Annotated in this window: 23 protein-coding genes and 1 tRNA gene; 15 read left to right on the plus strand and 9 right to left on the minus strand. The window is 69.9% G+C overall.

Annotated elements, in window-relative coordinates:
• Positions 1-31: 31 nt before the first annotated feature.
• Positions 32-286 (minus strand): cell division protein CrgA, encoded by a 255-nt coding sequence (gene crgA, locus ACQEWB_RS24630; RefSeq protein WP_432834477.1) that lies wholly within the window; start codon positions 284-286, stop codon positions 32-34.
• Between the two features lie 142 nt (positions 287-428).
• Here crgA and ACQEWB_RS24635 point away from each other — a divergent pair, with 142 nt between their 5' ends.
• From ACQEWB_RS24635 to ACQEWB_RS24660, 6 genes are read left to right on the plus strand one after another with little or no spacing between them, the layout of a single operon-like run.
• Positions 429-1,208, plus strand: coding sequence for a DUF881 domain-containing protein (locus ACQEWB_RS24635; protein WP_432834479.1), 780 nt, complete (start codon positions 429-431; stop codon positions 1,206-1,208).
• A 24-nt stretch (positions 1,209-1,232) separates the two neighbouring features.
• Positions 1,233-1,931: a class E sortase gene (locus ACQEWB_RS24640; protein ID WP_432834481.1), complete on the plus strand. Its 699-nt coding sequence runs from the start codon at positions 1,233-1,235 to the stop codon at positions 1,929-1,931.
• A 17-nt stretch (positions 1,932-1,948) separates the two neighbouring features.
• A complete protein-coding gene (locus ACQEWB_RS24645) occupies positions 1,949-2,146 on the plus strand; it encodes a hypothetical protein (RefSeq protein WP_432844411.1) in 198 nt (65 codons plus the stop codon).
• Entirely contained in the window at positions 2,143-2,781 is a 639-nt protein-coding gene (locus ACQEWB_RS24650) for an aminodeoxychorismate/anthranilate synthase component II (RefSeq protein WP_432834483.1), read from the plus strand. Before ACQEWB_RS24645 ends, ACQEWB_RS24650 begins: the two co-directional genes overlap by 4 nt.
• A complete protein-coding gene (locus tag ACQEWB_RS24655; protein WP_432834485.1) occupies positions 2,778-3,908 on the plus strand; it encodes a class E sortase in 1,131 nt (376 codons plus the stop codon). Before ACQEWB_RS24650 ends, ACQEWB_RS24655 begins: the two co-directional genes overlap by 4 nt.
• Before the next feature lie 6 nt (positions 3,909-3,914).
• Positions 3,915-4,673, plus strand: coding sequence for a class E sortase (locus ACQEWB_RS24660; RefSeq protein WP_432834487.1), 759 nt, complete (start codon positions 3,915-3,917; stop codon positions 4,671-4,673).
• A gap of 92 nt (positions 4,674-4,765) precedes the next feature.
• On the opposite strand, the gene pknB is transcribed toward ACQEWB_RS24660, so the two are convergent.
• The 6 genes from pknB to ACQEWB_RS24690 form a co-directional block, all read right to left on the minus strand.
• Positions 4,766-6,748, minus strand: coding sequence for a Stk1 family PASTA domain-containing Ser/Thr kinase (gene pknB / locus ACQEWB_RS24665; protein ID WP_432834489.1), 1,983 nt, complete (start codon positions 6,746-6,748; stop codon positions 4,766-4,768).
• A 169-nt stretch (positions 6,749-6,917) separates the two neighbouring features.
• Positions 6,918-8,405: a peptidoglycan D,D-transpeptidase FtsI family protein gene (locus tag ACQEWB_RS24670; protein WP_432834491.1), complete on the minus strand. Its 1,488-nt coding sequence runs from the start codon at positions 8,403-8,405 to the stop codon at positions 6,918-6,920.
• Entirely contained in the window at positions 8,402-9,844 is a 1,443-nt protein-coding gene (locus ACQEWB_RS24675) for an FtsW/RodA/SpoVE family cell cycle protein (RefSeq protein WP_432834493.1), read from the minus strand. The genes ACQEWB_RS24670 and ACQEWB_RS24675 overlap by 4 nt, the downstream gene beginning before the upstream one ends.
• 27 nt (positions 9,845-9,871) lie before the next feature.
• Entirely contained in the window at positions 9,872-11,455 is a 1,584-nt protein-coding gene (locus tag ACQEWB_RS24680; protein ID WP_432843985.1) for a Stp1/IreP family PP2C-type Ser/Thr phosphatase, read from the minus strand.
• 98 nt (positions 11,456-11,553) lie between these two features.
• A complete protein-coding gene (locus ACQEWB_RS24685; protein ID WP_432834495.1) occupies positions 11,554-12,066 on the minus strand; it encodes an FHA domain-containing protein FhaB/FipA in 513 nt (170 codons plus the stop codon).
• 10 nt (positions 12,067-12,076) lie between these two features.
• Positions 12,077-12,952, minus strand: a complete 876-nt coding sequence (locus ACQEWB_RS24690) for an FhaA domain-containing protein (RefSeq protein WP_432834497.1) — start codon at positions 12,950-12,952, stop codon at positions 12,077-12,079.
• A gap of 476 nt (positions 12,953-13,428) precedes the next feature.
• On the opposite strand from ACQEWB_RS24690, the gene ACQEWB_RS24695 reads away from it, so the two are divergent.
• The 4 genes from ACQEWB_RS24695 (at position 13,429) to ACQEWB_RS24710 (ending at position 16,659) form a co-directional block, all read left to right on the plus strand.
• Positions 13,429-13,515 (plus strand) — tRNA-Leu (locus tag ACQEWB_RS24695).
• 193 nt (positions 13,516-13,708) lie between these two features.
• Positions 13,709-15,184 (plus strand): DUF2252 domain-containing protein, encoded by a 1,476-nt coding sequence (locus ACQEWB_RS24700; protein WP_432834499.1) that lies wholly within the window; start codon positions 13,709-13,711, stop codon positions 15,182-15,184.
• 95 nt (positions 15,185-15,279) lie between these two features.
• Positions 15,280-16,218: a J domain-containing protein gene (locus tag ACQEWB_RS24705; RefSeq protein WP_432834501.1), complete on the plus strand. Its 939-nt coding sequence runs from the start codon at positions 15,280-15,282 to the stop codon at positions 16,216-16,218.
• 111 nt (positions 16,219-16,329) lie between these two features.
• On the plus strand, positions 16,330-16,659 hold the full coding sequence (locus ACQEWB_RS24710) for a rhodanese-like domain-containing protein (protein WP_432843987.1): 330 nt from the start codon (positions 16,330-16,332) through the stop codon (positions 16,657-16,659).
• 24 nt (positions 16,660-16,683) lie between these two features.
• Here ACQEWB_RS24710 and ACQEWB_RS24715 read toward each other — a convergent pair whose 3' ends face one another.
• On the minus strand, positions 16,684-17,817 hold the full coding sequence (locus ACQEWB_RS24715) for an acyl-CoA dehydrogenase family protein (RefSeq protein WP_432834503.1): 1,134 nt from the start codon (positions 17,815-17,817) through the stop codon (positions 16,684-16,686).
• Positions 17,818-18,153: 336 nt separating this feature from the next.
• Between ACQEWB_RS24715 and ACQEWB_RS24720 the strand changes: the two genes are divergently transcribed.
• From ACQEWB_RS24720 to ACQEWB_RS24730, 3 genes are read left to right on the plus strand one after another with little or no spacing between them, the layout of a single operon-like run.
• Positions 18,154-18,906, plus strand: a complete 753-nt coding sequence (locus tag ACQEWB_RS24720) for a DUF5819 family protein (protein WP_432834505.1) — start codon at positions 18,154-18,156, stop codon at positions 18,904-18,906.
• A complete protein-coding gene (locus ACQEWB_RS24725; RefSeq protein ID WP_432834507.1) occupies positions 18,903-20,126 on the plus strand; it encodes an HTTM domain-containing protein in 1,224 nt (407 codons plus the stop codon). Before ACQEWB_RS24720 ends, ACQEWB_RS24725 begins: the two co-directional genes overlap by 4 nt.
• Positions 20,127-20,157: 31 nt before the next feature.
• Positions 20,158-20,901: a TrmH family RNA methyltransferase gene (locus tag ACQEWB_RS24730; RefSeq protein ID WP_432834509.1), complete on the plus strand. Its 744-nt coding sequence runs from the start codon at positions 20,158-20,160 to the stop codon at positions 20,899-20,901.
• On the opposite strand, the gene paaN is transcribed toward ACQEWB_RS24730, so the two are convergent.
• Positions 20,898-22,589 carry a phenylacetic acid degradation protein PaaN gene (paaN, locus tag ACQEWB_RS24735; protein WP_432834511.1) on the minus strand — a complete coding sequence of 564 codons (1,692 nt, stop codon included), beginning with the start codon at positions 22,587-22,589 and terminating at the stop codon, positions 20,898-20,900. The two genes, ACQEWB_RS24730 and paaN, sit on opposite strands and share 4 nt — an antisense overlap.
• A gap of 213 nt (positions 22,590-22,802) precedes the next feature.
• On the opposite strand from paaN, the gene ACQEWB_RS24740 reads away from it, so the two are divergent.
• Together ACQEWB_RS24740 and ACQEWB_RS24745 are read left to right on the plus strand one after the other, a co-directional pair.
• On the plus strand, positions 22,803-24,320 hold the full coding sequence (locus tag ACQEWB_RS24740) for a 3-hydroxyacyl-CoA dehydrogenase (protein WP_432834513.1): 1,518 nt from the start codon (positions 22,803-22,805) through the stop codon (positions 24,318-24,320).
• Positions 24,317-24,907 (plus strand): TetR/AcrR family transcriptional regulator, encoded by a 591-nt coding sequence (locus ACQEWB_RS24745; protein WP_432834515.1) that lies wholly within the window; start codon positions 24,317-24,319, stop codon positions 24,905-24,907. The genes ACQEWB_RS24740 and ACQEWB_RS24745 overlap by 4 nt, the downstream gene beginning before the upstream one ends.

The raw sequence follows: 24,907 nt of genomic DNA on the forward strand, positions 1-24,907 counted from the left end.
GTTCACCGGCCCGTAGCCGTTGCTTCGACCGCTACTTCCACTGCGTGGAGACGCCGAATCCGGCGGCGATGAAGCCGAATCCCACCACGATGTTCCAGTTGTCCAGCTTGTCGATGGGCAGCGAGCCGTCGCTGACGTAGAAGACGACGATCCAGGCGAGCCCGATGAGGAACATGGCCAGCATCACGGGCGCGACCCAGGCGCGGCTGTTCAGCTTGATGCTGGTCGCCTGCTTCGCGGGCGGCGGCGTGTAGTCGGCCTTCTTGCGGATACGTGACTTCGGCACGAGGGTCTCTCCTGTCGATGCGCTGCGTGGCCGCGCAGGGAACTGTGGCTGGCTCCGGAGCAGCGTACAAGGGGACTCTTAGCGCTCCCCCGGGCGTCCGTTAGCGTAGTGCTTCCGCGGCGCCGAAGGAGATAAGGGTACGTTGAGCAATTCTGCCGACTCCCCCCAGGCCGGATCCAGTCCTGCCCGAGAACGCCGGTTCCGGCCCGTGCGGATCCTCACGGTGGCCGTCTTCGCCCTCGCGGGGCTCATTTTCTTCACCAGTTTCAATACGGCCAAGGGCACCAATATCCGCACGGACACGTCCTTGCTGAAGCTTTCCGACCTCATCCAGGAGCGCAGCCACAAGAACAAGGAGCTGGACGACTCCAGTGCCTCGCTGCGCCGGGACGTCGAGGCGCTGGCCGAGCGGGACGACGGCAGCACCACGGCGCAGGACAAGAAGCTCGCCGGTCTGGAGAAGAGCGCCGGCACCCAGCCGGTGAAGGGCACGGCGATCACCGTCACGCTCAACGACGCCCCGCCGAACGCCACCGCCAAGCTCCCCGGCTACCCCGAGCCGCAGCCCGACTACCTGGTCATCCACCAGCAGGACCTCCAGGCCGTGGTGAACGCCCTGTGGCAGGGCGGCGCCAAGGGGATCAAGGTCATGGACCAGCGGCTGATCTCCACCAGTGCCGTGCGCTGCGTGGGCAACACGCTGATCCTCCAGGGCCGGGTCTACTCACCGCCGTACAAGATCACGGCGGTCGGGGACCCCGACAAGCTGAACCGGGCGCTGTCGGATTCGAAGGCCATCCAGAACTACATGGTCTACGTGAATGTGTACGGGCTCGGCTGGAAAGTCACTCAAGACGGGACGGTGACTCTGCCCGGCTACTCGGGCACAGTGGATCTGCACTACGCCCAGCCCGTGGAGTGAACTGAAGCCGTTCGGGAGCTGCCGGTGCGTGTTGTCGTCAGGACCGTCAGCGAGCTGTGCATCACGGTCGGCGCCCTGATCTGCCTCTTCGTCGTGTACGTGCTGTTCTGGACCGGGGTGCGGGCGGACGGCGCGATGAACCACCAGATCGACGTGCTGCACGACCAGTGGGCGAAGCAGACCGCGCAGCCGAAGTCGACGGCCGGGAGCACGAACGGCAGCAGTGCCGCTCCGAAGAAGCCGGCGCCGTACGCGCAGGGCAAGCCGTTCGCGATCATGTACATCCCGCGGCTTGGTTTCACGTGGAACAAGCCCGTGCTGGAGAACACCGCGGTGAACACCCTGAAGAAGGGGCTCGGGCACTACGCGAACACCGCGCAGCTCGGGCAGGTGGGGAACTTCGCGGTGGCGGGGCACCGGCGGACGTACGGCGATCCCTTCGTGGACTTCCCGAAGCTGCGGCGCGGGGACGCGGTGGTGCTGACCGACGGGACGACGTGGTTCACGTATCGGATCGACAAAGGCCCCTACAAAACCGTGCCCACCGATGTTGAGGTGATCGACCCTGTGCCACGTAAGTCGGGGTATGCGCAGCCGGGCCGTTATCTCACGCTGACCACGTGCGATCCGGAGTGGGGGCACAGCCATCGGTTGATCGTGTGGGCGCACCTGGACTCCACACAGCCTGTGGACGAAGGCAAGCCGGCGGCGCTGCGCCGTTAGTCTGGTGCGGGTACGGCGTGAGTCTGGTGCCGTGGTGGAACGGAAGGGACGGCATGTACGGCTGGATCTGGCGGCATCTGCCGGGCAACGCGTGGGTCAAGGCGCTGCTCTCGCTCGCCCTGGTGCTGATGGTGGTCTACGTCCTCTTCCAGTACGTCTTCCCGTGGGCCGAACCGCTGCTGCCCTTCAACGATGTGACGGTGGACAACCAGTGAGCGCGCGCATTCTGGTCGTGGACAACTACGACAGCTTCGTCTTCAACCTGGTCCAGTACCTGTACCAGCTGGGCGCCGAGTGCGAGGTGCTGCGCAACGACGAGGTGTCCACCTCCCATGCGCAGGACGGCTTCGACGGCGTACTGCTGTCGCCGGGTCCGGGTACGCCCGAGGAGGCCGGCGTCTGCATCGACATGGTCCGCCACTGTGCCGCGACCGGTGTCCCCGTGTTCGGTGTGTGCCTCGGCATGCAGTCGATGCAGGTGGCGTACGGCGGTGTGGTGGACCGCGCGCCGGAGCTGCTGCACGGCAAGACCTCGCCGGTCGAGCACGAGGGCAAGGGTGTGTTCGCGGGTCTGCCCTCGCCCTTCACCGCGACCCGCTACCACTCGCTCGCCGCGGAGCCGGCGACCGTCCCGGCCGAGCTGGAGGTCACGGCCCGGACGCACGACGGGATCATCATGGGCCTGAGGCACCGTGAACTCCCGGTCGAGGGCGTGCAGTTCCACCCCGAGTCGGTGCTGACCGAGCACGGGCACCGGATGCTGGCCAACTGGCTGGTGGAGTGCGGCTACCAGGACGCGGTGGCGAGGTCGGCGGGGCTCGCCCCGGTGGTGGGCAGGGCCACGGCGTGACCGCACTGCGCCCGGAGCGCGAGTCCGACGCCTCGTACGAGCAGGAGTCGTACGAGGCGTACGAGGCATCGTCCGGTGCGTACGAGGAGGACTGGTCGGTCGGGCAGCAGGCGTATCAGCATCCGGAGCATCAGGAGCAGCCGCGGCATCGCGCCGAGCCGCGGCATCACGCACAGCCGCAGTATCTGCCGCCCATCGACGAGGAGACGGTGGCGCTGCGGATACCGGATCCGCCGCCCGGCGCGTCCATATCGCCGTCTGCCGCCTCAGCAGCCACATCCGCCACTGGAACCCCCACGGGTGGCCGGGCGGCCCGCAGAAAGGCCGCCAAGAGCCGTCACGGCCGTCATGGGGGCGCGCGGCTGGATCCGGAGAGCACCGAGGAGGGCTCGGAGGACGCCTCCGGGGCGCCGCTGTCCCGGGTAGAGGCGCGCCGGCAGGCCCGTGCGCGCAAGCCCAGCGCGGGAGTTCTGGCGAGCCGGGCGATCGGTGAGGTGTTCATCACCACCGGTGTGCTGATGCTGCTGTTCGTGTCCTACCAGCTGTGGTGGACGAACGTGCGGGCGCACGCGCAGGCCGACAAGGAGACCAACAGCCTCCAGCAGGACTGGGCGAGCGGGAAGCGGGCGCCCGGGGAGTTCGAGCCCGGGCAGGGCTTCGCGATCCTCCACATCCCCAAGCTGGACGTGGTCGTGCCGATCGCCGAGGGCGTCAGCAACAAGAAGGTGCTCGACAAGGGCATGGTGGGCCACTACAGCGAGGGCGCGCTGAAGACGGCGATGCCGTCGGCGAAGACCGGCAACTTCGCGCTCGCGGGGCACCGCAACACGCACGGGGAGCCGTTCCGGTACATCAACCGGCTCAAGGCGGGCGACGAGGTCGTCGTGGAGACGCAGGACGAGTACTACGTCTACAAGATGACGTCGATGCTGCCGGTGACCTCGCCGAGCAACACGAGTGTGATCGCGCCGATTCCGAAGGGTTCCGGCTTCACCACGGCCGGCCGGTACATCACGCTCACCACCTGCACGCCGGAGTACACCAGCAAGTACCGGCTGATCGTCTGGGGCAAGATGGTCGAGGAACGGCCGCGCAGCAAGGGCAAGCCGGATGCGCTCGTCAACTAAGGGCAGATGAAGAACGTGGCAGCGACCGCCGACGACACGCAGCACGAAGAGCACACGGGGGAATCCGTGCCGTCCGAGGCCCGGCGCCGCCCGGGCCGGATCGCGATGGCGGTGAGCTTCTTCGGTGAACTCCTCATCACGGCGGGCCTGATCCTCGGTCTGTTCGTCGTCTACTCGCTCTGGTGGACGAACGTCGTCGCCGACCGCAAGGCGGACAGACAGGCCGACAAGGTCCGCGACACCTGGGCCCACCAGGACACCGGCCCCGGCGCGCTGAACACCAAGAACGGCATCGGCTTCCTGCACGTCCCCGCCATGAAGAACGGCGAGGTGCTGGTGGAGAAGGGCACGTCGACGAAGGTCCTCAACGACGGCGTGGCCGGCTACTACACCGACCCCGCCAAGGCGGCGCTCCCGATGACGGGCAAGAAGGGCAACTTCACCCTCGCCGCCCACCGGGACGGCCACGGCGCGAAGTTCCACAACATCGACAAGCTCAAGAAGGGCGACCCGATCGTCTTCGAGACGAAGGACAAGTGGTACGTCTACAAGGTGTACGCCGTCCTCGACGAGACCTCGAAGTACAACGTGAAGGTCCTCGCCCAGATCCCGAAGGAGTCGGGCAAGACCAAGGCGGGCCACTACATCACGCTGACGACGTGCACGCCCGTGTACACCAGCCGCTACCGGTACGTGGTCTGGGGCGAGTTGGTCAGGGTCGACAAGGTGGACAGCGAGCGGACACCGCCGAAGGAACTGCGCTGACACGGCCGTAGGCCAAGGCGATGGGCCCCTGCCGGGAGGTTTCCCGGCAGGGGCCCATTCGTTTCGTACGTCTCGACGGGGACCGTCGGCGGTTAACCGTTCGCGCCGCCGAAGAAGTTGGTGCCGCCGTTGTTGTTGCCGTTGCCGTTCTGGATGGTCGTCAGGTTGACCGAGGTGCCCTGGTCGACCGTGCTGCCCTGGCTCGGGTCCGAGGTGAGGACGATGGCGTTGTCGTCCTGCGAGCCGTTGATGTTGCCGACCTGGAGGCCCGCCTGCTGGAGCGCCTGCTTGGCGTTCTTGAGGGTCTGGCCCTGGATGTTCGGGACCTGGACCTGGGTGTCCTGCTTCTCGCCGATGTTGATCTGCACCGCGGAGTTCTTCTTGACCTGGGTGCCGATCGTCGGGTTCGTCGAGATGGCCTTGTCCACCTGGTTGTCGTCGGTGGTGGCCGTGTTGACGCAGTTGCCGGTCAGGCCGACGTCCTGGAGTGCGGACTTGGCGTCGTCACAGCTCTTGCCGGTGACATCGGGGACGGCGACCGTCTCGGGAGCCTTGGCGATGGTCAGGGTGATCGTGGAGCCCTTCTCGACTTCCTTGCCGAGCTTCGGGTCCTGGGCGAGGACGGTGTTCTCGTCCTCCGTCGTCGACTCTTCCGTCTTCGTCTTGACGACGAACTTGTAGTCGTCGCCCTCCAGGATCTGCGTGGCCTCGTCGAGGGTCTTCCCGGTGACGTTCGGCACGGCCACCTTCGGGGCGCCGGTCGAGACCACGAGGTTGACGGTGGAGCCCTTCTCGACCTTGGTGTCCTTAGTGGGATCCGTGGAGCACACCGTGCCCTTGCTCTGGTCCTCGCAGGGCTGCTTCTTGACCGTCCCCAGCTTGAGGTCGCTGTTCGTCAGCTGTTTCGTGGCGTCGGACTGACTCAGGCTGATCAGGTTCGGCACGGCGACGGTGTCGTTGCCCGCGTTGTTCCCGCTGAACGCCCACTTCCCGATCAGGATCGCGCCCACCAGCACCAGGACGCCCGCCACGACCAGCAGGATCGTCGAGGTGTTGGACTTCTTCTGGCGCCGCCGGTCCACGCGGTCGTCGTAGCCGTAGCCACCGTCGTCCGGGTTCATCGGCGGCAGCATCGACGTGGCGCCGGCGTCCGTGGAGCGCAGGGCCGTCGTCGGCTGGTCGTCGGGGTAGCCGCCGTAACCGACCGAACCCATCGCCGCGGTGGCCGCGACGGGCTGGCCGTCGAGGCAGGCCTCGATGTCCATGCGCATCTCGTCGGCGGACTGGTAGCGGTAGTTCGGGTCCTTGACCAGCGCCTTCAGGACGATGGCGTCCATCTCGGGCGTGATCTCGGGGTCGAACACGGACGGCGGCTGCGGCTCCTCGCGGACGTGCTGGTAGGCGACCGCGACCGGTGAGTCGCCCACGAAGGGCGGACGTACCGTCAGCAGCTCGTACAGCAGACAGCCGGTCGAGTACAGGTCGGACCGGGCGTCCACCTGCTCGCCCTTCGCCTGCTCCGGGGAGAGGTACTGGGCCGTACCGATGACCGCGGACGTCTGCGTCATCGTCATGCCGGAGTCGCCCATGGCGCGGGCGATGCCGAAGTCCATGACCTTGACCTGGCCGTTGCGCGTCAGCATGACGTTGGCGGGCTTGATGTCGCGGTGGACGATGCCGGCCCGGTGGGAGTACTCCAGGGCCTGGAGGATGCCGATGGTCATCTCCAGCGTGCGCTCCGGCAGCAGCTTGCGGCCGGAGTGCAGCAGCTCGCGGAGCGTGGACCCGTCGACGTACTCCATGACGATGTACGGGATCGAGACCCCGTCGATGTAGTCCTCGCCCGTGTCGTAGACCGCGACGATCGCGGGATGGTTGAGCGAGGCGGCCGACTGGGCCTCCCGGCGGAACCGGGCCTGGAAGGACGGGTCGCGCGCGAGGTCCGCGCGCAGCGTCTTCACCGCGACGGTGCGGCCGAGGCGCGTGTCCATGGCGAGGTAGACCTCCGCCATGCCACCACGGCCGAGCACCTGGCCCAGCTCGTACCGGCCGCCGAGGCGACGCGGCTCTTCCATAGCTTCCTACCAGCCCTCTCAGTCGGTCCCGACCGGCACGGGTGTGCGGTCGGCGGCTGCCGTCCGGGCCTACCGTACCCGGCTGGCTTTGTGTGACCTGTCCAACTGCGTCACCCGATACAGGACCGGTATCGCAACGTGCACCGATGTGAAGGCGACGTGAGCGGGGTCACTTCTTGGAGTTGATGACCGCCTCCATCACACTCTTCGCGATCGGGGCGGCGAGGCCGCCGCCGGAGATGTCGTCACGGTTGGCGTTGTCGTCCTCGATCACCGTGGCCACGGCGACCGGGGAGCTGCCGTCGGCGAGCTTGGCGTAGGAGATGAACCAGGCGTACGGGTTCTCGCTGTTCTCCACACCGTGCTGCGCGGTACCGGTCTTGCCGCCGACGGTCACGCCGCTGATCTGCGCGTTCTTGCCGGTGCCCTCCTTGACGACCGTCTCCATCATCGACTGCATGATCTGCGCGTTCTTCGCGGAGAGGGGCTGGCTCAGCTCCTCGGGCTCGGTCTGCGAGATGGTGTCGAGGTTCGACGACTGGAGCTTGTCGACCATGTACGGCTTCATCAGCTTGCCGTTGTTGGCGACCGCGGAGGCGACCATGGCCATCTGGAGCGGGGTCGCGGCGGTGTTGAACTGGCCGATCGAGGACAGCGCGGTCTGCGAGGAGTTCATGTCGTCGGAGAAGACCGAGGCGCTGGAGCGGACCGGGGTGAACTGCTCGGCGTCGAAGCCGAACTTCTTCGCCTCGGCCAGCATCTTGTCGTTGCCGAGGTCGGAGCCGATCTTGCCGAAGACGGTGTTGCAGGAGTACTGGAGCGCGACCCGCAGCGTCGCGTTCTTGCAGGGGATGTTGCCCTCGTTCTTCAGCTCGGTCGTGGTGCCCTTCATGATGTAGGGCAGCGGCGAGTCCGTCTTCTCGTCGGCCGAGGTGTACAGCCCGTTCTCCAGCGCGGCCGCGCCGGTGACCACCTTGAAGGTGGAGCCAGGCGGGTAGGTCTCGCGCAGCGCCCGGTTGAGCATCGGGTCGGCGGCGTTGTTCTTCTTCTGGAGCGCGGTCCAGTTCTTGGAGTCCGTCGACGTCGAGTTGCCGGCGAAGGTCGAGGGGTCGTACGAGGGGTACGAGGCCAGCGCCAGGATCTTGCCGGTGGACGGGTCGATCGCGGCGACCGCGCCCTTGCCGCCCTGCGCCTTCAGGCCGTCGTAGGCGGCCTTCTGCGCGGCGGCGTTGAGCGTGGTGACGACGTTGCCGCCCGACTTCTGCTTGCCCGTGATCATGTCGAGGGTGTTGCGGAAGAAGAGCCGGTCGTCGGTGCCGGTGAGGATGCCGTCCTCGATGGACTCGAGCTGGTTGGCGCCGAAGGCCTGCGAGGCGTACCCGGTGACCGGCGCCCACATGGGGCCGTTCTTGTACGTCCGCTTGTACTCGAGGTCGTTGAGGCCGCTCTTGCTGGTCTTGGTGGAGCCGGTGATCGGGTCGCCGTCGACGATGATGTCGCCGCGCGGGGTGGAGTAGCGCGCGATGGTGACCCGGCGGTTCTTGGGGTCGTCCTTGAGGCTGTCGGCCTTGACGTACTGGAGCCAGTTGTCACGGATGAGCAGCGTGAGGACGAGGAGGCCGCAGAAGATCGCGATCCGTCGCAGGGGCTTGTTCATGACGGGCGGACCACCTGGGTCATCTCGGCGTCGGGGTTGGCGGCGGGGGCGGGCGCCGGTCGGCGCGCCGTATCGCTGATTCTGATCAGGATGCCGATCAGGGCCCAGTTGGCGAGCACGGACGAACCGCCGTACGCCATGAACGGCATGGTCATACCGGTCAGCGGGATGAGGCCCATGACACCGCCGGCGACGACGAAGACCTGGAGGGCGAAGGCGCCGGAGAGGCCGACGGCGAGGAGCTTGCCGAAGGGGTCGCGGGCGGCGAGGGCGGTGCGGACGCCGCGCTCCACGATCAGGCCGTAGACGAGCAGGATCGCCATGATGCCGGCCAGGCCCAGTTCCTCGCCGAAGGTGGCGAGGATGAAGTCGGAGTTGGCGGCGAACCGGATGAGGTCGGAGTGGCCCTGGCCGAGGCCGGTGCCGAGGGTGCCGCCGGAGCCGAAGGCCCACAGTGCCTGCATCGACTGCTCGGAGTGGCCGACCACGCCCTTCTGGCTGAGCGTGTACTCCTTCATCGGGTCGAGCCAGGCCTGGACACGCTGCTGGACGTGCGGTTCGAAGCTGGCCACGCCGACGGCGCCGGCCGCGGACATCAGCAGACCGAAGACGATCCAGCTGGTCCGCTCGGTGGCGACGTACAGCATGACGACGAACATGCCGAAGAACAGCAGCGAGGTGCCGAGGTCGGTCTCGAAGACCAGGATGAGGATCGACATCAGCCAGACGACCAGGATGGGTCCGAGGTCGCGGCCGCGCGGCAGGTAGAGGCCCATGAAGCGGCGGCTGGCGAGGGCCAGGGCGTCGCGCTTGACCATCAGATAGCCGGCGAAGAAGACGGCGAGGGCGATCTTCGCGAACTCACCGGGCTGCAGGGAGCCGAGGCCGGGGATGTTGATCCAGATCTTGGCGCCGTAGATGTTGGCTCCGAGACCGGGGACCAGCGGCAGGACGAGCAGCACCAGGGCGCCGAACATGGAGATGTACGTGTAGCGCTGCAGGACGCGGTGGTCCTTCAGGAAGACCAGCACGACGACGAACAGGGCGATGCCGAGCGCGGTGTACAGCAGCTGGCGGGGCGCGGCCTTGAAGTAGTTGGGCAGCGACTGCAGCAGCTTGGACTGGTCGAGGCGCCAGATGACGACGAGCCCGAGGCCGTTGAGGAGCGTGGCCAGGGGCAGCAGCAGCGGGTCCGCGTACGGGGCGAACTTCCGTACGGCGAGATGGGCGACGCCGGCGATGAGGCCGAGTCCGCAGCCGTAGCTCAGCAGCCCGGCCGGCACCTTGTCGTCGATGGCCAGCCCCACGTTGGCATAGGCGAACACGGGGATGACGACCGCGAACAGCAGGAGCGCGAGCTCGGTGTTGCGTCTGCTCGGGGCGCCGATGGCGCCGATCGTGGACGTATGGTGCGTCGGTGTGTTGGTAGTACTGCTCATCGTGTGACGGGGCCTCTCACGGCTTGCCTACTGCTTACCGCACATCGAGACGACCTTCTCCTCCTCCGGCGAGAAGCTGGGGCCGGTGCTCGGAGTGGCGGTGGTCGCCGACGGGTTCGGGGTCGGGGACGTGGACGGCTTCGACGGCGTCGAGGACGGTGTCGGTGACGACGTGGCCTTGGACGTGAGGGAGGTGCTGGTGGTTCCCGTGGTGCCGCCGGCCTGGCCCTGACCGGTCTTGGAGTTGCTCGCGCTCTCCGCCGCCTGCTTCTCGGCCTGCTTCTTGCACGCGGACGCCTGCACGGCCAGCTCGTCGACCTTCGACTGGGCGTCCTTGAGTCCGCCCTCGGCGATCGTGTTCTTGACCTGCTTCTGCTGGTACGGCGGCAGGTACTTGAGTTCGATCTCGGGGTGGTCCTTCTCCACCTTCGAGAGCGAGACCCAGGCGAGGTCCTGGCTGATGCCGCGGTACAGGGCCACGTGCTGGTCGTTCGTGCCGACGTAGTACTGCGTCTGCGTCCAGCGGTAACCGCCGTACAGGCCGCCGCCGATGACGGCGAGCGCGAGGGCGCCGTAGAGGGATCTCTTCAGCCACCTGCGTCCCTTGCGGGGTTTGACGAAGTCCTCGTCGGTGTAGTCGCCGAAGTTGCCCGCCGGGATGTAGCCGGTGGTGTCGCCGGAGCCGGGCGGGCCGAACTCGCCGCCGCCCTGTCCGGGCACCTGGCGACCGAGGTGCGAGGCGCGCCCCGCGGGCGTCTGCATGATCCCGGGATCGTGGTGGAGGTGGTTCTGGTTCTCGGCGACCGCGCCGACCACGACCGGGGTGTCGGAGAGCTGCCCGGCGAGGGTGTCCCCGGTGTCCAGGTCCAGGACGTCGGCGATGATGACCGTGATGTTGTCGGGACCGCCGCCGCGCAGCGCGAGCTGGATCAGCTCCTGCACGGTCTCCTGCGGGCCCTGGTAGCTGGCGAGGGTGTCCTCGAGGGTCTGGTGCGATACGACCCCGGACAGACCGTCGGAGCAGATCAGGTAGCGGTCGCCGGCCCTGACCTCGCGGATGGAGAGGTCGGGCTCGACGTGCTCGCCGCTGCCCAACGCCCGCATCAGCAGGGAGCGTTGGGGGTGGGTCGTGGCCTCTTCCTCGGTGATGCGGCCCTCGTCGACCAGGCGCTGCACCCAGGTGTGGTCCTGCGTGATCTGGGTGAGGACGCCGTCCCGCAGCAGGTACGCGCGCGAGTCGCCGACGTGCACCAGACCGAGGCGCTGGCCGGTCCACAGCAGGGCGGTGAGCGTGGTGCCCATGCCCTCCAGCTGCGGGTCCTCCTCGACCATGGCGCGCAGCTGGTCGTTGGCGCGCTGCACCGCGGTGCCGAGGGAGGTGAGGAGGTCCGAGCCGGGCACGTCCTCGTCGAGCGCGACGATCGTGGAGATCGCCTCGGAGGAGGCCACCTCACCGGCCGCGGCGCCGCCCATGCCGTCGGCGATCGCGAGCAGGCGTGGGCCGGCGTATCCGGAGTCCTCGTTGCCCTCGCGGATCATGCCTTTGTGCGATCCGGCGGCGAAGCGCAGTGACAGACTCATGCGCACCTCGCCCGTCGGCTCCGGGTACATCCGCACGGTGCCCACCCTCCGGTCGGGAGCGCGCCGGGGCCCGTCGTGGGGGCCGCCGCTGCGTGCTCGCTCCGCTCGCGCTCTTTCATGACGTAGCACTACTTCCGCAGCTCGATGACTGTCTTGCCGATGCGGATCGGCGCGCCCAGCGGAATCGGCGTGGGGGTCGTCAGCCGGCTCCGGTCGAGGTACGTGCCGTTGGTGGAGCCCAGGTCCTCGACGATCCAGTTGCCGTCGCGGTCCGGGTAGATCCTGGCATGGCGGCTGGAGGCGTAGTCGTCGTCCAGCACGATCGTGCTGTCGTGCGCCCGGCCCAGGGTGATCGTCTGGCCCTGGAGCGCGACGGTGGTGCCGGTGAGTGTGCCCTCGGACACGACCAGCTTGGAAGGGGCGTTACGGCGCTGGCGGCCGCCGGCCTGCTGGCGCTGCTGCGGAGGTGCCGCCTGCTGCCGGGCGGGCTGCTGCTGGCGCCCGGCCTCCCTGCGCGACCCGCGCTGGGTGACTCGCGTACCGAACAGGTCGCTGCGGATGACCTGCACGGCCACGATCACGAACAGCCACAGTACGGCCAGGAAACCCAGCCGCATGACCGTGAGGGTCAGCTCTGACATTGCCCCCGCTTCACCCTTCGGCTTGCCGGTAAATGATGGTGCTGCTGCCCACGACGATCCGCGAGCCGTCGCGGAGCGTAGCGCGGGTGGTGTGCTGCCCGTCCACCACGATGCCGTTGGTGGACCCGAGATCCTGGATCGTCGAGGGCGTTCCGGTCCGGATCTCACAGTGCCGGCGGGAGACGCCGGGGTCGTCGATCCGCACGTCGGCTTCGGTGCTGCGGCCCAGCACCAGCGTTGCGCGGGAGATCTGATGGCGGGCGCCGTTGATCTCGATCCAGTAGCGGGTACGGCCGCCGGCCGCGGGGCCGGGAGCCGCGGTGGGCCGCTGGCCGAACGGCGCGGCACCGGGGCGCCCGCCGGGCGGCGGCGCGGCCGGCATGGGCGGGGCGCCCGCCGGGGCGGCGGCCTGCGGACCACCCGCGGGGGGATAGCCGTACCCGCCGGGTCGGCCCGCCGCCGGAGCGGCCGGCGCCGCCGGAGGGGCGCTGCCGGGAGCCTGCTGGTTGGTGGAGGAGGCGAGCGTACGGCTGCGCACCCGGTACAGACCGGTGTCGAGGTCGTCCGCCTTCTCCAGGTGGACCTTGATGGGTCCCATGAAGGTGTAGCGCTGCTGCTTGGCGTAGTCGCGCACCATGCCGGCGAGCTCGTCGCCGAGCTGGCCGGAGTAGGGGCTGAGCCGCTCGAAGTCCGGCGTGCTCAGCTCCACGATGAAGTCGTTGGGTACGACGGTCCGGTCGCGGTTCCAGATGGTCGCGTTGTTGTCGCACTCGCGCTGCAGCGCGCCCGCGATCTCCACGGGCTGGACCTCTGACTTGAACACCTTGGCGAAGGTGCCGTTGACCAGACCTTCGAGACGCTGCTCGAACTTCTTCAGGACTCCCATGGGGCACCTCCTCCGTCGTTGCCACTGTGTCGTGCCTGGTACTGCTTACTGATCGTATCCACGCGCCGTTGAATCGGCTGGTTCCCCCTGTCGGCCCCGTCGACAGGTGTCGACGCCCCTCGAAGTTCGCTTCGGAAGTTCCCTTCGAAGCTCCCCTTCGAACTCGTCCCTCGAACTCCTTCTGCCCAGGATCGTAGAGGCGGCCGCAGACAAGTGTCCCGCACCTGACTGTGGACCCTGCCCGGCTCCTGGGGAGACGGGCCGTACCGGTACGAGGTTGATACGTGAACAGGCACGTGTTGATACGGAGCGGACGGAGTCGTTGATCAGCCGCCGGCCGGCCGGATCGGGAGACCCCGCAGGTGAGCGGCTGCCCCGGGATAAGCGATGTGAACCCACCCCTGCCACCGTGCTAATGTTCTGGATGTCGGAAGGCGCCGGCCCCAAGGGGGAAGGGGCCCGAGGACACACCCAATGCGCGGGTGGCGGAATAGGCAGACGCGCTGGATTCAGGTTCCAGTGCCCGCAAGGGCGTGGGGGTTCAACTCCCCCCTCGCGCACCAGCCGGAAGCCCCCAGGTCTCGGACCTGGGGGCTTCCGCGTTGTCCGGGCCCGTGTGAGGCGTATTACCCGGTGAGGACAATCACACGGCCCCGACGGGCGGCATGAGCGCGGGGTTTTCCACAGGCGCGGAGTTGTCCACAGGGTCTGACGCGTTCCGGCCACCGGCTGTACGGTCTCCACGAGTTGATGTTCATGGCGCCCCTGCCCAGGGGCGCGTTGCGCAGATGTGCGGGGGAGGCGGTCGCTGTGACCGAGGCCGGATCGGGATCGGCTCAGTCCGGAGTGCGGCGGGTGCCGCGGGTGCCGGGCTTCGCCCGGTGGCCCGTCGAGGGCTCCCCCAAGGAAGAGGGCAGGGCCCTGCGCAAGGTGGTCCCGCGCGCCACCCACGCCTCCCTCGACCTCGACGCCGCCCGGCCCGCGGTGGTCGACGCGGTCGAGGAGTCCAACCTCGGCCGGATCGCCGAGCTCACCCCCATAAGGGCGGGCCGGATGGCGGCCACGCCGTTCGCCTTCCTGCGCGGCTCGGCGGGCCTGATGGCCTTCGACCTCGCGCGTACGCCGATGACCAGGATCCGTGCGCAGATCTGCGGAGACGCCCATGCCGCCAACTTCGGCCTGTACGGCGACGCCCGTGGCGACCTGGTCATCGATCTGAACGACTTCGACGAGACCGTGCACGGCCCCTGGGAGTGGGACCTCAAGCGGCTCGCGGCCTCGCTGGTGCTCGCGGGCCGGGAGGCCGGCGCCGACGAGGACCAGTGCCGCAAGGCCGCCTACGACGCGACCGGCGCCTACCGCCGCACCATGCGGCTGCTGGCCAAGCTGCCGGTGCTGGACGCGTGGAACGCGATCGCGGACGAGGAGCTCGTCTCCCACACCGACGCCCATGACCTGCTCGGCACCCTGGAGCGGGTCTCGGAGAAGGCGCGGGCCAACACCAGCGGGAAGTTCGCGGCGAAGTCGACCGAGCTCACCGAGGACGGCGGGCGCCGCTTCGTCGACGCGGCGCCGGTGCTGCGGCGGGTGACGGACGAGGAGGCCGGGGCGGTGGCGGCGGCCCTGGAGAGCTATGTGGAGACGCTCTCCGAGGACCGGCTCCCGCTGCTGGCCCGGCACGCGGTGCACGACGTGGCGTTCCGGATCGTGGGCACGGGCAGCGTGGGCACCCGCTCGTACGTGGTGCTGCTCCTCGACCACCGCGGGGAACCGCTCGTCCTCCAGGTGAAGGAGGCCCGGCCCTCGGTGCTGGTGCCGCACCTGGTCACCGCCGGCTTCGAGGCGCCGGCGGTCGAGCACGAGGGGCGGCGGGTGGTCCTCGGGCAGAAGCGGATGCAGGTCGTCAGCGACATCCTGCTCGGCTGGACCACGGTGGACGGACGGCCCTTCCAGGTCCGCCAGTTCCGCAACCGCAAGGGCAGCGTCGACCCGGCCGCCCTGGCCGCCGACCAGATCGACGACTACGGCCGCATGACCGGCGCCCTGCTGGCCCGCGCCCACTCCCACAGCGCCGACCCGCGCCTGGTGGCCGGGTACTGCGGCAAGAACGAGGAACTGGACGAGGCGATCGCCGACTTCGCCGTCACCTACGCCGACCGCACGGAGGCCGACCACGCGGAGTTCGTGGCGGAGGTACGGGCGGGGCGGGTCGCGGCGGAGATGGGAGTGTGAGGAGAGGCAGGGGGGTGCGCCTGGCGTCGGTCGGGTCGCGGAGGCGCTGACCCGGTGCCGGAAGGGTCGGCCCCTGCGTGGCCTAGGCTGGTCGGGTGACGAGCCCGGAAGCTGAGCAGGGTGCCGGTGCGGCCGGTGAGACGCAGGTGACGCCCGAGGAGGGTGCGGTGCGGCCGGAGGGCGGTGCGGCGGCGCCGGACGGCAGCGTGCCGCGGACGGACGAGAGCAGTGCGCCGCAGTCGGACGACGGCGCCGCGCCGCGGCCCGAGGAGCGGCTGGAGCGGGCCGTGCGGGCCGCCGAGCAGGCGTTGATCGAGTACGAGATCGCCGTGGAGACCTTCCGCATCGAGGTCGAGAACTTCTCCCGGCTGCACCACCAGAAGCTCGGCCCGATGTACGCCCGCCTCGACGAGCTGGAGGCGCAGATCGCCGAGGCCACGGCCGCCCGCACCGGCGACCCCGAGGACCTGCGCAAGGCGGACGAGGCGCGGGCCCGGGTCATGCCGATGCCCGGCGTCGAGGAGCTCTTCCACGGCTGGATGGACGGGGACGGGCTGTTCCCGGAGGCCGCCGCGATGCTCACCGAACAGCCGGTGCGGCCCCCGCAGCGGGTGCGTGCCAGCGACGAGGCCCGCAAGCTCTACCGCGAGCTGGCCCGCAAGGCCCACCCCGACCTCGCCCCGGACGAGACCGAGCGGGCCCGCCGTGAGGAGTTCATCACCCGGGTCAACGCCGCCTACGCGCGCGGCGACGAGCTCCTGCTGCGCGAGCTCGCCGAGGAGTGGGCCAAGGGCCCGGTGCCGGTTGAGCGTGCTCCGAGCCGCAGCGAGGAGCTGTACGCCCGCCTCGAATGGCTCGCCCAGCGCAAGGAAATGCTCTCCCTGGTGGCCAAGGAGCTGGAGGAGGGCCCGATCGGCTCGATGCTGCGGCTGGCGCCGGACGACCCGGACACGCTGCTGGACGAGATCGCCGAGCAGCTTCTGGTCGATGTGGAGCGGCGGGAGCGGGAGTTGGCGGAGCTGCTCGGGGGGTAGTTGAATGGGCAATAATATGTCACATTCCGCAGTGCCCGATTCGCATTCGGCAGTGCCCGATTCGCATTCCGCAGTGTCCGATAGCGTCGGGGCATGAACTTCGGAGCTGGTGTGCCCACGGTCGAGGTCGCGGACCTCAAGGACGGCGACTTCCTGGTGGACGTCCGTGAGGACGACGAGTGGCAGGCGGGTCACGCCGAAGGGGCGCTGCACATCCCCATCAGCGAGTTCGTCGCCCGCTACGGCGAACTGACCGAGGCCGCCCCGCAGGACGGCCGCGTCAACGTGATCTGCCGCTCCGGCGGCCGTTCCGCCCAGGTCACGATGTACCTGGTCCAGCAGGGCATCGAGGCCGTGAACGTCGATGGCGGCATGCAGGTGTGGGCGGCCGTGGGCCGGCCCGTGGTGACGGACGCGGGCGAGCCCGGGTTCGTTCTGTAGGGCCGGCCGGGGCCCGGCGGGCGGTCAGCCCAGCGGGTGGGCCGCCAGCAGGTCGCCCAGTGCCTCCTCGTGCGCGGCCGCCGGACCGAGCGACAGCTCCAGGTGCTTGGCCCAGGCGTGGTACCGGTGCAGCGGGTACTCGACGTCCGCCCCGAACCCGCCGTGCAGATGCTGTGCCGTCTGCACGACCCGCCGTACACCCTCCGAGGCCCAGACCTTGGCGACGGCCACGTCACCGGAGGCCGGCAGGGCGCCGGGCGCCCCCGAGGCGATCCGCCAGGCGGCCTGCCAGAGCGTGGCCTCCATCGCGCGCAGGTCGATGTAACGGTCGGCGGCCTGCACGGCCACTGCCTGGAACGTGGCGATCGGATGCCCGAACTGCTCCCGCTTGCCCGCGTATTCACTGGTCATCCCGAGCACCCGCTCGCCGAGCCCGAGCGCCAGCGCGCACGTGCCGGTGGCCAGCAGCTCCCGCAGCCACTCCCACGCGCCGTCGGCCTCGACGACGTCCCGGGCCGCGATCCGGGCGGATTCCAGGCGCAGTTCGCCGAGCCGCTCACCGGTCGTGGAGATCTGCTCGCCGAGTACGACACCGTCGTGGACGCGGGGGACCACGGCGAGGAGCGTCCGGTCCGCGGCCGTCCGGGCGGGTACGAGGACGAAGTCCGCGTTGTGCGCCCACGGCACCGCCGTCTGCACCCCGTCCAGGATCCAGTCGGCCCCGTCCTGCCGCGCGGACACGGCGAGTTCGGCGGGGTCGTGGCCGGTGCGGCCGTTGGCGGCGACGGTCAGGACCACCTCGCCCCGGCCCGCGCGCGCGAGCAGCGCCGACCTCGACTCCGCACCGCCGTAAGCCTGTATGACCGCGGCGGCCGCGCACGTCTCCAGGAGCGGTACCCGCGCGAGCCCCTTCGCCGACTCCCGCAGCACCAGGCACAAGGCCACGGCGTCCAGGCCCGCCCCGCCGTACTCGGCGTCCAGCAGCAGGCTCAGCAGGTCCGCCTCGGCGAGCCTCGCCCACAGTGCGCGGTCGAAGTCCTCGGCGACTGCGCCCGGGACGAGCGAGGGAGAGGGCACCGCGTCCGGCGCGACCCCGGCGAACACCCCTCGTGCCGCCTCGGCCGCCGCCTGCTGCTCCTCGGTGAAGGTGAAGTCCACGGTCCTGTCCCTCCGGAGGGTCCGCTGATCTGACGGACCGTCAAGATAGAACAGGTTCTAGAAGAAGGGAACGGGCCGCCGGTGACCGGACGCGATACCGGCGGTGTCTCCACGAGGTCCCCTCGGCCCGGCTTCGTCCGCAGTCGCCTCCCGACCGATCGTTCGGGCCGTGCGGTTCCGTGGTGGGCCGGGCGCCGTAAGGTGTCAACCGCTGTGGATAACCTGCGGGCGTTACCTGTGGACAACGGGGATGGCGGGGCGGGGACTGTGCGGCGCGGACGGGCCTGAGTACCGTTCGCGTTCGAGTGACGGATCGGGATCGGGGAACGGGGCGGAATGGACGCGTACGACACAGGCACGGACGCCCGGGGTGGGCCGGACGGACCGGGCGCTGCGCCCGAGCCGGCCGATACGCCTGAGTCGCATGGGCCACCGGACGCCCGTACCGGCGTCGCCGCCCTCTCGCTGCGCTACCAGATCGGTGCCGCGCTGGCGCTCGCCGTCGTCGGCGTCGTCGTCTGCGTGCACATAGGCATGGTCTTCCTGCACGTCGCGCCGGCGAACACGGTCACCAAGAAGCACGGCAAGGCGATCGAGGACTGGGTGTATCCGGAGTTCGAGCAGAACTGGAAGCTGTTCGCGCCGAACCCGCTCCAGCAGAACATCGCGGTCCAGGTGCGCGCCGAGGTGAAGGAGTCGGACGGCGGGGTGCGCACCACCGGCTGGTACGACCTGTCCGCCGAGGACGGCCGGGCCATCGACGGCAATCTGGTGCCCAGCCACACCCAGCAGAACGAGCTGCGCCGGGCCTGGGACTTCTTCGTCGCCACACACGACGGCAACAACCGCTCGACGGGCATGCGGGGCTCGCTGTCGGAGTCGTATCTGCGGCGCATCGTGGTCATGCGGCTGGACCGTGACGACGCGGCCGACAAGGGCGGCACCGTCGCGCGGGTCCAGGTCCGTTCCCGTACCACCAATGTGACGCCGCCCAAGTGGAGCGCGGAGAGGATCTCGGACAAGCCGATGTACCGCGTGCTGCCCTGGTGGCCGGTCTCGGCCGCCGACATCGTCGGGGGTGCCCAGTGAACCGATTCTCCCTGTCGGTCTCGGCCGGTATCGCCCGCGTCACCGAGGCCGCGCGCGGCCCGCACCAGAGTGCCGTGATCCGTATCGGCTTCAGCGCGACCTGGCTGCTGTTCCTGCTCCGCGAGCTCCCGCACCGTCAGGAGATGTACGGCCCCGACGGGCCGTGGAGCTGGAATCTGGCGCAGCAGCTGATCTCGTCCAACAGCGCGTTCTCCGCCCTGATGTGGTCGGACACGCAGGTGTGGTTCGAGCTCGTGTACGTGCTCGCCCTGCTGGCGAGCCTCCTGCTGCTGCTCGGCTGGCGCACGCGCACCATGTCGGTGCTGTTCATGGTGGGTGTGCTGTCGCTGCAGAACCGCAGTGTCTTCATGGGGGACGGCGGCGACAACGTCCTGCACCTGATGTCGATCTACCTCGTCTTCACGCGCTGCGGCCAGGTGTGGTCGCTGGACGCCCGGCGGGCGCGGCTCGCGGACGAGGCACGCGCGCGTGGCGAGCGGGTCGTGGACCGGGTCGGTCCGGCGCTGTGGGCCGTGCTCGGGTTCGCGCTGGTCGCGGTGACGGCCGGGGGCCGGTTCGACGGCACCGACCCGACCGTTCCGGTCATCCTGTGGCTGGTGTGGGTCGGGCAGGCCGTGTGGTGGGTCGTGGGGCTGCGGGCGAAGTCCGCGGAGCCGCGGATCATGCTGGACGTCGTAGCCAACATCGCGCACAACGGCGCCCTGCTGGTCGTCATGGTCGAGGCCTGCATGATCTACGCGACCGCCGGCTGGTACAAGATCCAGGGCACCCGCTGGCAGGACGGCACCGCGGTCTACTACCCGCTCCACCTGGACTACTTCTCGCCCTGGCCCGCCCTCGCCGACCTGCTCTCCGCGAGCGGCACGATGGTGATGCTGGTGACGTACGGGACCGTCATCGTGCAGGTCGCCTTCCCGTTCACGCTGTTCAACCGGCGGGTCAAGAACGTGCTCCTCGCGGTCATGATGACCGAGCACGCCGTGATCGCCGTCGTCCTCGGGCTGCCGTTCTTCTCGCTGGCGATGATCGCGGCGGACTCGGTCTTCCTGCCGACGCCGTTCCTGCGCCGCCTCGGCGACCTGGCGGCACGCGCGCGTGACCGCGTCCTCACCCGCCTCACCCGCGGCGGACGCACCGAGATCCCCGAACCACGGACGCCGGACAACCCCGAGCCGGCGCCGGCGAACTCCACGGCGTGAGGGGCGCGCGCCCGCACGTAGGCTGCAGGCCATGACCGACCCCGTGAGCGCCTGGCACCGGCTCGCCGACTCCGCCGTCCTGCTCGACGGTTTCCACGCCCTCAAGCACGCCGTGCGCTTCGGCGCCGAGGTCCCGGTCGCGGTCACCGCCGACCGGGAGGCCACGCTCGCCCTCGCCGACGAACTGGCCCCCGACGTACGCGACCGGCTCGCGGCGCTCCTGACGGAGGTGCCGCAGCCGACGTACCGGAGTCTGGTGGCGCGCCCGCATCCCACGGCGGTGGCGGCTCTGGCGGTACGACCGTCCCGCGCGGCCAATCTCGGGCGGCTCGCGCACACCCCGCGCACCGCCCCCGTGGTGGTCCTCGACAACCCGCGCAACCTCGGCAACGCGGGCGCGGTGATCCGCCTGGCCGCCGGCTTCGGCGCGACCGGCGTGGTCACCACCGGCACGCTCGACCCCTGGCATCCCACGGTCGTGCGCGGCGGGGCGGGCCTGCACTTCGCCACCGCCGTCGAGCGGCTGGACGTCGAGGAGCTGCCCCCGGGGCCGGTGTTCGCCCTCGACCCGGAGGGCGACGACATCCGGGGGACGAAGCTCCCGGACGACGCCGTCCTCGCGTTCGGTTCGGAGCGCAGCGGCCTGTCCGGCGCACTACGCGCGCGTGCCGACCACCTGCTCCGGCTGCCGATGCGCCCCCAGGTCTCCAGCTACAACCTGGCGACCAGCGTGGCGATGACGCTCTACCACTGGAGCGTCACGGCCGCCTTCTAGGCCTCCCGGCGGACCTCCACCACCCGGAAGCGGTTCGCGACGAACGCGCCGTCGGTGAGCGCGGCGTTCGCCGCCGGGTTGCCGCCCGACCCGTGGAAGTCGGAGAACGCGGCCGTCTGGTTGACGTACACCCCGCCCGTGAGGTTCAGGGACAGCTGGGCCGCCTCCTCCAGGCAGGCCTCCTGGACCGCCTGCTCGACCTCCTCGTCGCTCGTGTACGCCCCGACCGTCATCGCGCCCTTCTCGCGGATCGTGCGCCGCAGCAGCTCCACCGCGTCGGCCGAGGAGTCGACGGCGACGGCGAAGGAGACGGGGCCGAAGCACTCGCTCATGTAGGCGGCCTCGTCGTCCGGCTTGGCACCGTCCAGCTTCACGATCACGGGGGTGCGCACGACCGCGTCCGGGAACTCGGGGTTGCCGATCTCCCTCGAGGCGAGGGCGACTTCGCCCAGACCGGCCGCGGCCTCCAGGCGGGCCTTCACGTCCGGGTTGACGATCGCGCCGAGCAGCGCGTTCGCGCGCGCGTCGTCGCCGAGCAGGCCGTCGACGGAGCGGGCCAGGTCGGCGACCACCTCGTCGAAGGTCTTGGGGCCCTCGTCGGTGCGGATGCCGTCCCGCGGGATCAGCAGGTTCTGCGGGGTGGTGCACATCTGGCCGCTGTACAGGGACAGCGAGAAGGCCAGGTTGGAGAGCATGCCCTTGTAGTTCGACGTCGAGTCCACGAGCACCGTGTTGACGCCGGCCTTCTCCGTGTAGACCTGCGCCTGGCGGGCGTTGGCCTCCAGCCAGTCGCCGAACGCCGTCGAACCCGTGTAGTCGATGATCCGGATCTCCGGGCGCGTGGCCAGGGTCTTCGCGATGCCCTCGCCGGGGCGCTCGGCGGCCAGCGCCACCAGGTTCGGGTCGAAGCCGGCCTCGGTGAGCACCTGGCGCGCGACCTGCACGGTGAGCGCGAGCGGCAGCACCGCGCGCGGGTGGGGCTTGACCAGGACCGCGTTGCCGGTCGCCAGGGAGGCGAACAGGCCCGGATAGCCGTTCCACGTCGGGAAGGTGTTGCAGCCGATCAGCAGCGCGGTCCCGCGCGGGACCGGCGTGAACTGCTTGGTGAGGGCGAGCGGGTCGCGCTTGCCCTGCGGCTTGGTCCACTCCGCGGTGTCGGGCGTGCGGACCTGCTCCACGTACGCGTACGCCACCGCCTCCAGGCCGCGGTCCTGCGCGTGCGGGCCGCCCGCCTGGAACGCCATCATGAATGCCTGGCCGGAGGTGTGCATGACCGCGTGCGCGAACTCGTGCGTCCGGTCGCTGATCCGCTTGAGGATCTCCAGACAGACCACCGCGCGCGCCTCCGCGCCCGCGTCCCGCCACGCCTTCTGGCCCTCCTTCATGGCGGGCAGCAGCACGTCGACGTCCATGTGCGGGTACTCGACGCCCAGTTCGATGCCGTACGGGGAGACCTCGCCGCCCGTCCAGCCGTCCGTGCCCGGTTGGCCGAGGTCGAGGCGGGTGCCCAGGAGGGCGTCGAAGGCGGCCTTGCCCGCCGCCATGTCCAGGCTGCCGTTCTCGCCGTACGCCTTGGGGTGCTCGGGGTGCGGGGACCAGTACGCGCGCGTGCGGATCGCTTCCAGCGCCTGGTCGAGGGTGGGCCGGTGCTTGGCGATCAGCTCGTGCGCGGTCAGTTCGGCGGCCATGCGGGACCAACTCCTCGTCTTTCGAACTCTTCGTCGAGTTCTTGACCTGGGCAGAAACATGGGCAGGAACATCAGGGGTGCGGCGCGAAGCGCCTCGAGCAGGGTGGTGGCGGGTGACGGGTGGGCCAGACAGGGTTAGAGTAACCGAACGATCGGTCGGGACAAGGGGGTCCGCCGCATCTGTGGAAAACCCCGTGCGGGAGGATCGCGCACATGACAGCACTCGACCTCAGCAGCCCCGTGGCCGTCGTCGGCACCGGCACCATGGGCCAGGGCATCGCCCAGGTCGCGCTGGTCGCCGGCCATCGCGTACGGCTGTACGACGCCGTACCGGGGCGCGCCCTGGAAGCGACCGAATCCATCGGTGCCCGGCTCGACCGGCTCGTCGAGAAGGACCGGCTCACGGCCGCCGAGCGGGACGCCGCACGCGAGCGCCTGCTGCCCGCCACGGACCTCGCCGACCTCGCGGACTGCTCCCTGGTCGTGGAGGCGGTCCTGGAGCGCCTGGACGCCAAGCAGGAGCTGCTGCGGGCCCTTGAGGACCTCGTCGACGAGGACTGTCTGCTCGCCACCAACACCTCGTCCCTGTCGGTCACCGCGATCGGCGGAGCCCTGCGCAACCCGGGCCGCTTCGTCGGCCTGCACTTCTTCAACCCCGCCCCGCTGCTGCCGCTGGTCGAGGTCGTCTCCGGGTTCGCCACCGACGTCACGTCGGCCACGCGCGCGTACGAGATGGCGCGCGCCTGGGGCAAGACGCCGGTCGCCTGCGCGGACACCCCCGGCTTCATCGTCAACCGCATCGCCCGGCCCTTCTACGCCGAGGCCTTCGCGGTCTACGAGGCCCAGGGCGCCGACCCGGCCACCATCGACGCGATCCTGCGCGAGTCGGGCGGCTTCCGGATGGGCGCCTTCGAGCTCACCGACCTCATCGGCCAGGACGTCAACGAGTCGGTCACGCACTCCGTGTGGGAGTCCTTCTTCCGGGACGTGCGCTTCACGCCCTCGCTCGCCCAGCGCCGCCTGGTCGAGTCGGGCCGGCTCGGGCGCAAGAGCGGGCAGGGCTGGTACGACTACGCGGACGACGCCGAGAGCGCCGAGCCGCACACCGCGGAGGAGCAGCAGCGGCCCGCGTACGTGGTCGTCGAGGGCGATCTGGGCCCGGCCGGCGAACTCCTCACGCTGATCCGCGAGGCGGGCATCCCGGTGCGCGAGGAGGACGAGGACCACGGCACCCGCCTGGTGCTGCCGGGCGGCGGCCAGCTGGCCCTTGCGGACGGGCAGACCTCGGTGGAGTTCCGGGACGTCGTCTACTTCGACCTCGCCCTCGACTACCGCCGCGCCACCCGCATCGCCCTGTCCGCCTCCCAGGACACCTCGCAGCAGACCCTCGCCGAGGCGACGGGGCTCTTCCAGGCGCTCGGCAAGGACGTCAGCGTCATCGGTGACGTCCCCGGCATGATCGTCGCGCGCACGGTCGCCCGGATCGTCGACCTGGCGCACGACGCCGTCGCCAAGGGCGTGGCCACCGAGGAGGACATCGACACGGCGATGCGCCTGGGCGTCAACTACCCGCTCGGCCCCTTCGAGTGGAGCCGCAAACTCGGCCGCAACTGGGCCTACGCCCTCCTGGACGACCTGCACCTGCGCGATCCCTCCGGCCGCTACGCGCCGTCCCTGGCGCTGTACCGCCACGCGTACGCCACCGACAAGCGGGAGGGCAGCACCTCATGACCACCGCCAAGCGCGACACGTACACCCCGGAGACGCTGCTGTCCGTCGCCGTCCAGGTCTTCAACGAGCGCGGCTACGACGGCACCTCCATGGAGCACCTGTCCAAGGCGGCCGGCATCTCCAAGTCGTCGATCTACCACCACGTGGCCGGCAAGGAGGAGCTGCTGCGCCGGGCCGTCAGCCGGGCCCTCGACGGCCTCTTCGGGATCCTCGACGAGGAGCACGCGCGCGTGGGGCGCGCCTCCGGCCGCCTGGAGTACGTCGTCCGGCGCATGGTCGAGGTGCTGATCGCCGAACTGCCGTACGTGACGCTGCTGCTGCGGGTGCGCGGCAACACGGACACCGAGCGGTGGGCGCTGGAGCGGCGCCGCGACTTCGACCACCGGGTGGCCGAGCTGCTGAAGGCGGCGGCCGCCGAGGGGGACGTGCGCGGCGACGTGGAGGTACGCCTCGCGACCCGGCTCGTCTTCGGGATGATCAACTCCATCGTGGAGTGGTACCGACCGGACGGACGCGGCATGAACGAGCGCGAAGTGGCGGACGCGGTAACTCAGTTGGTGTTCTCCGGACTGCGCGACCAGGCCTGA

The sequence above is a fragment of the Streptomyces sp. CA-249302 genome, from assembly GCF_050936785.1.
Classification (GTDB): domain Bacteria; phylum Actinomycetota; class Actinomycetes; order Streptomycetales; family Streptomycetaceae; genus Streptomyces.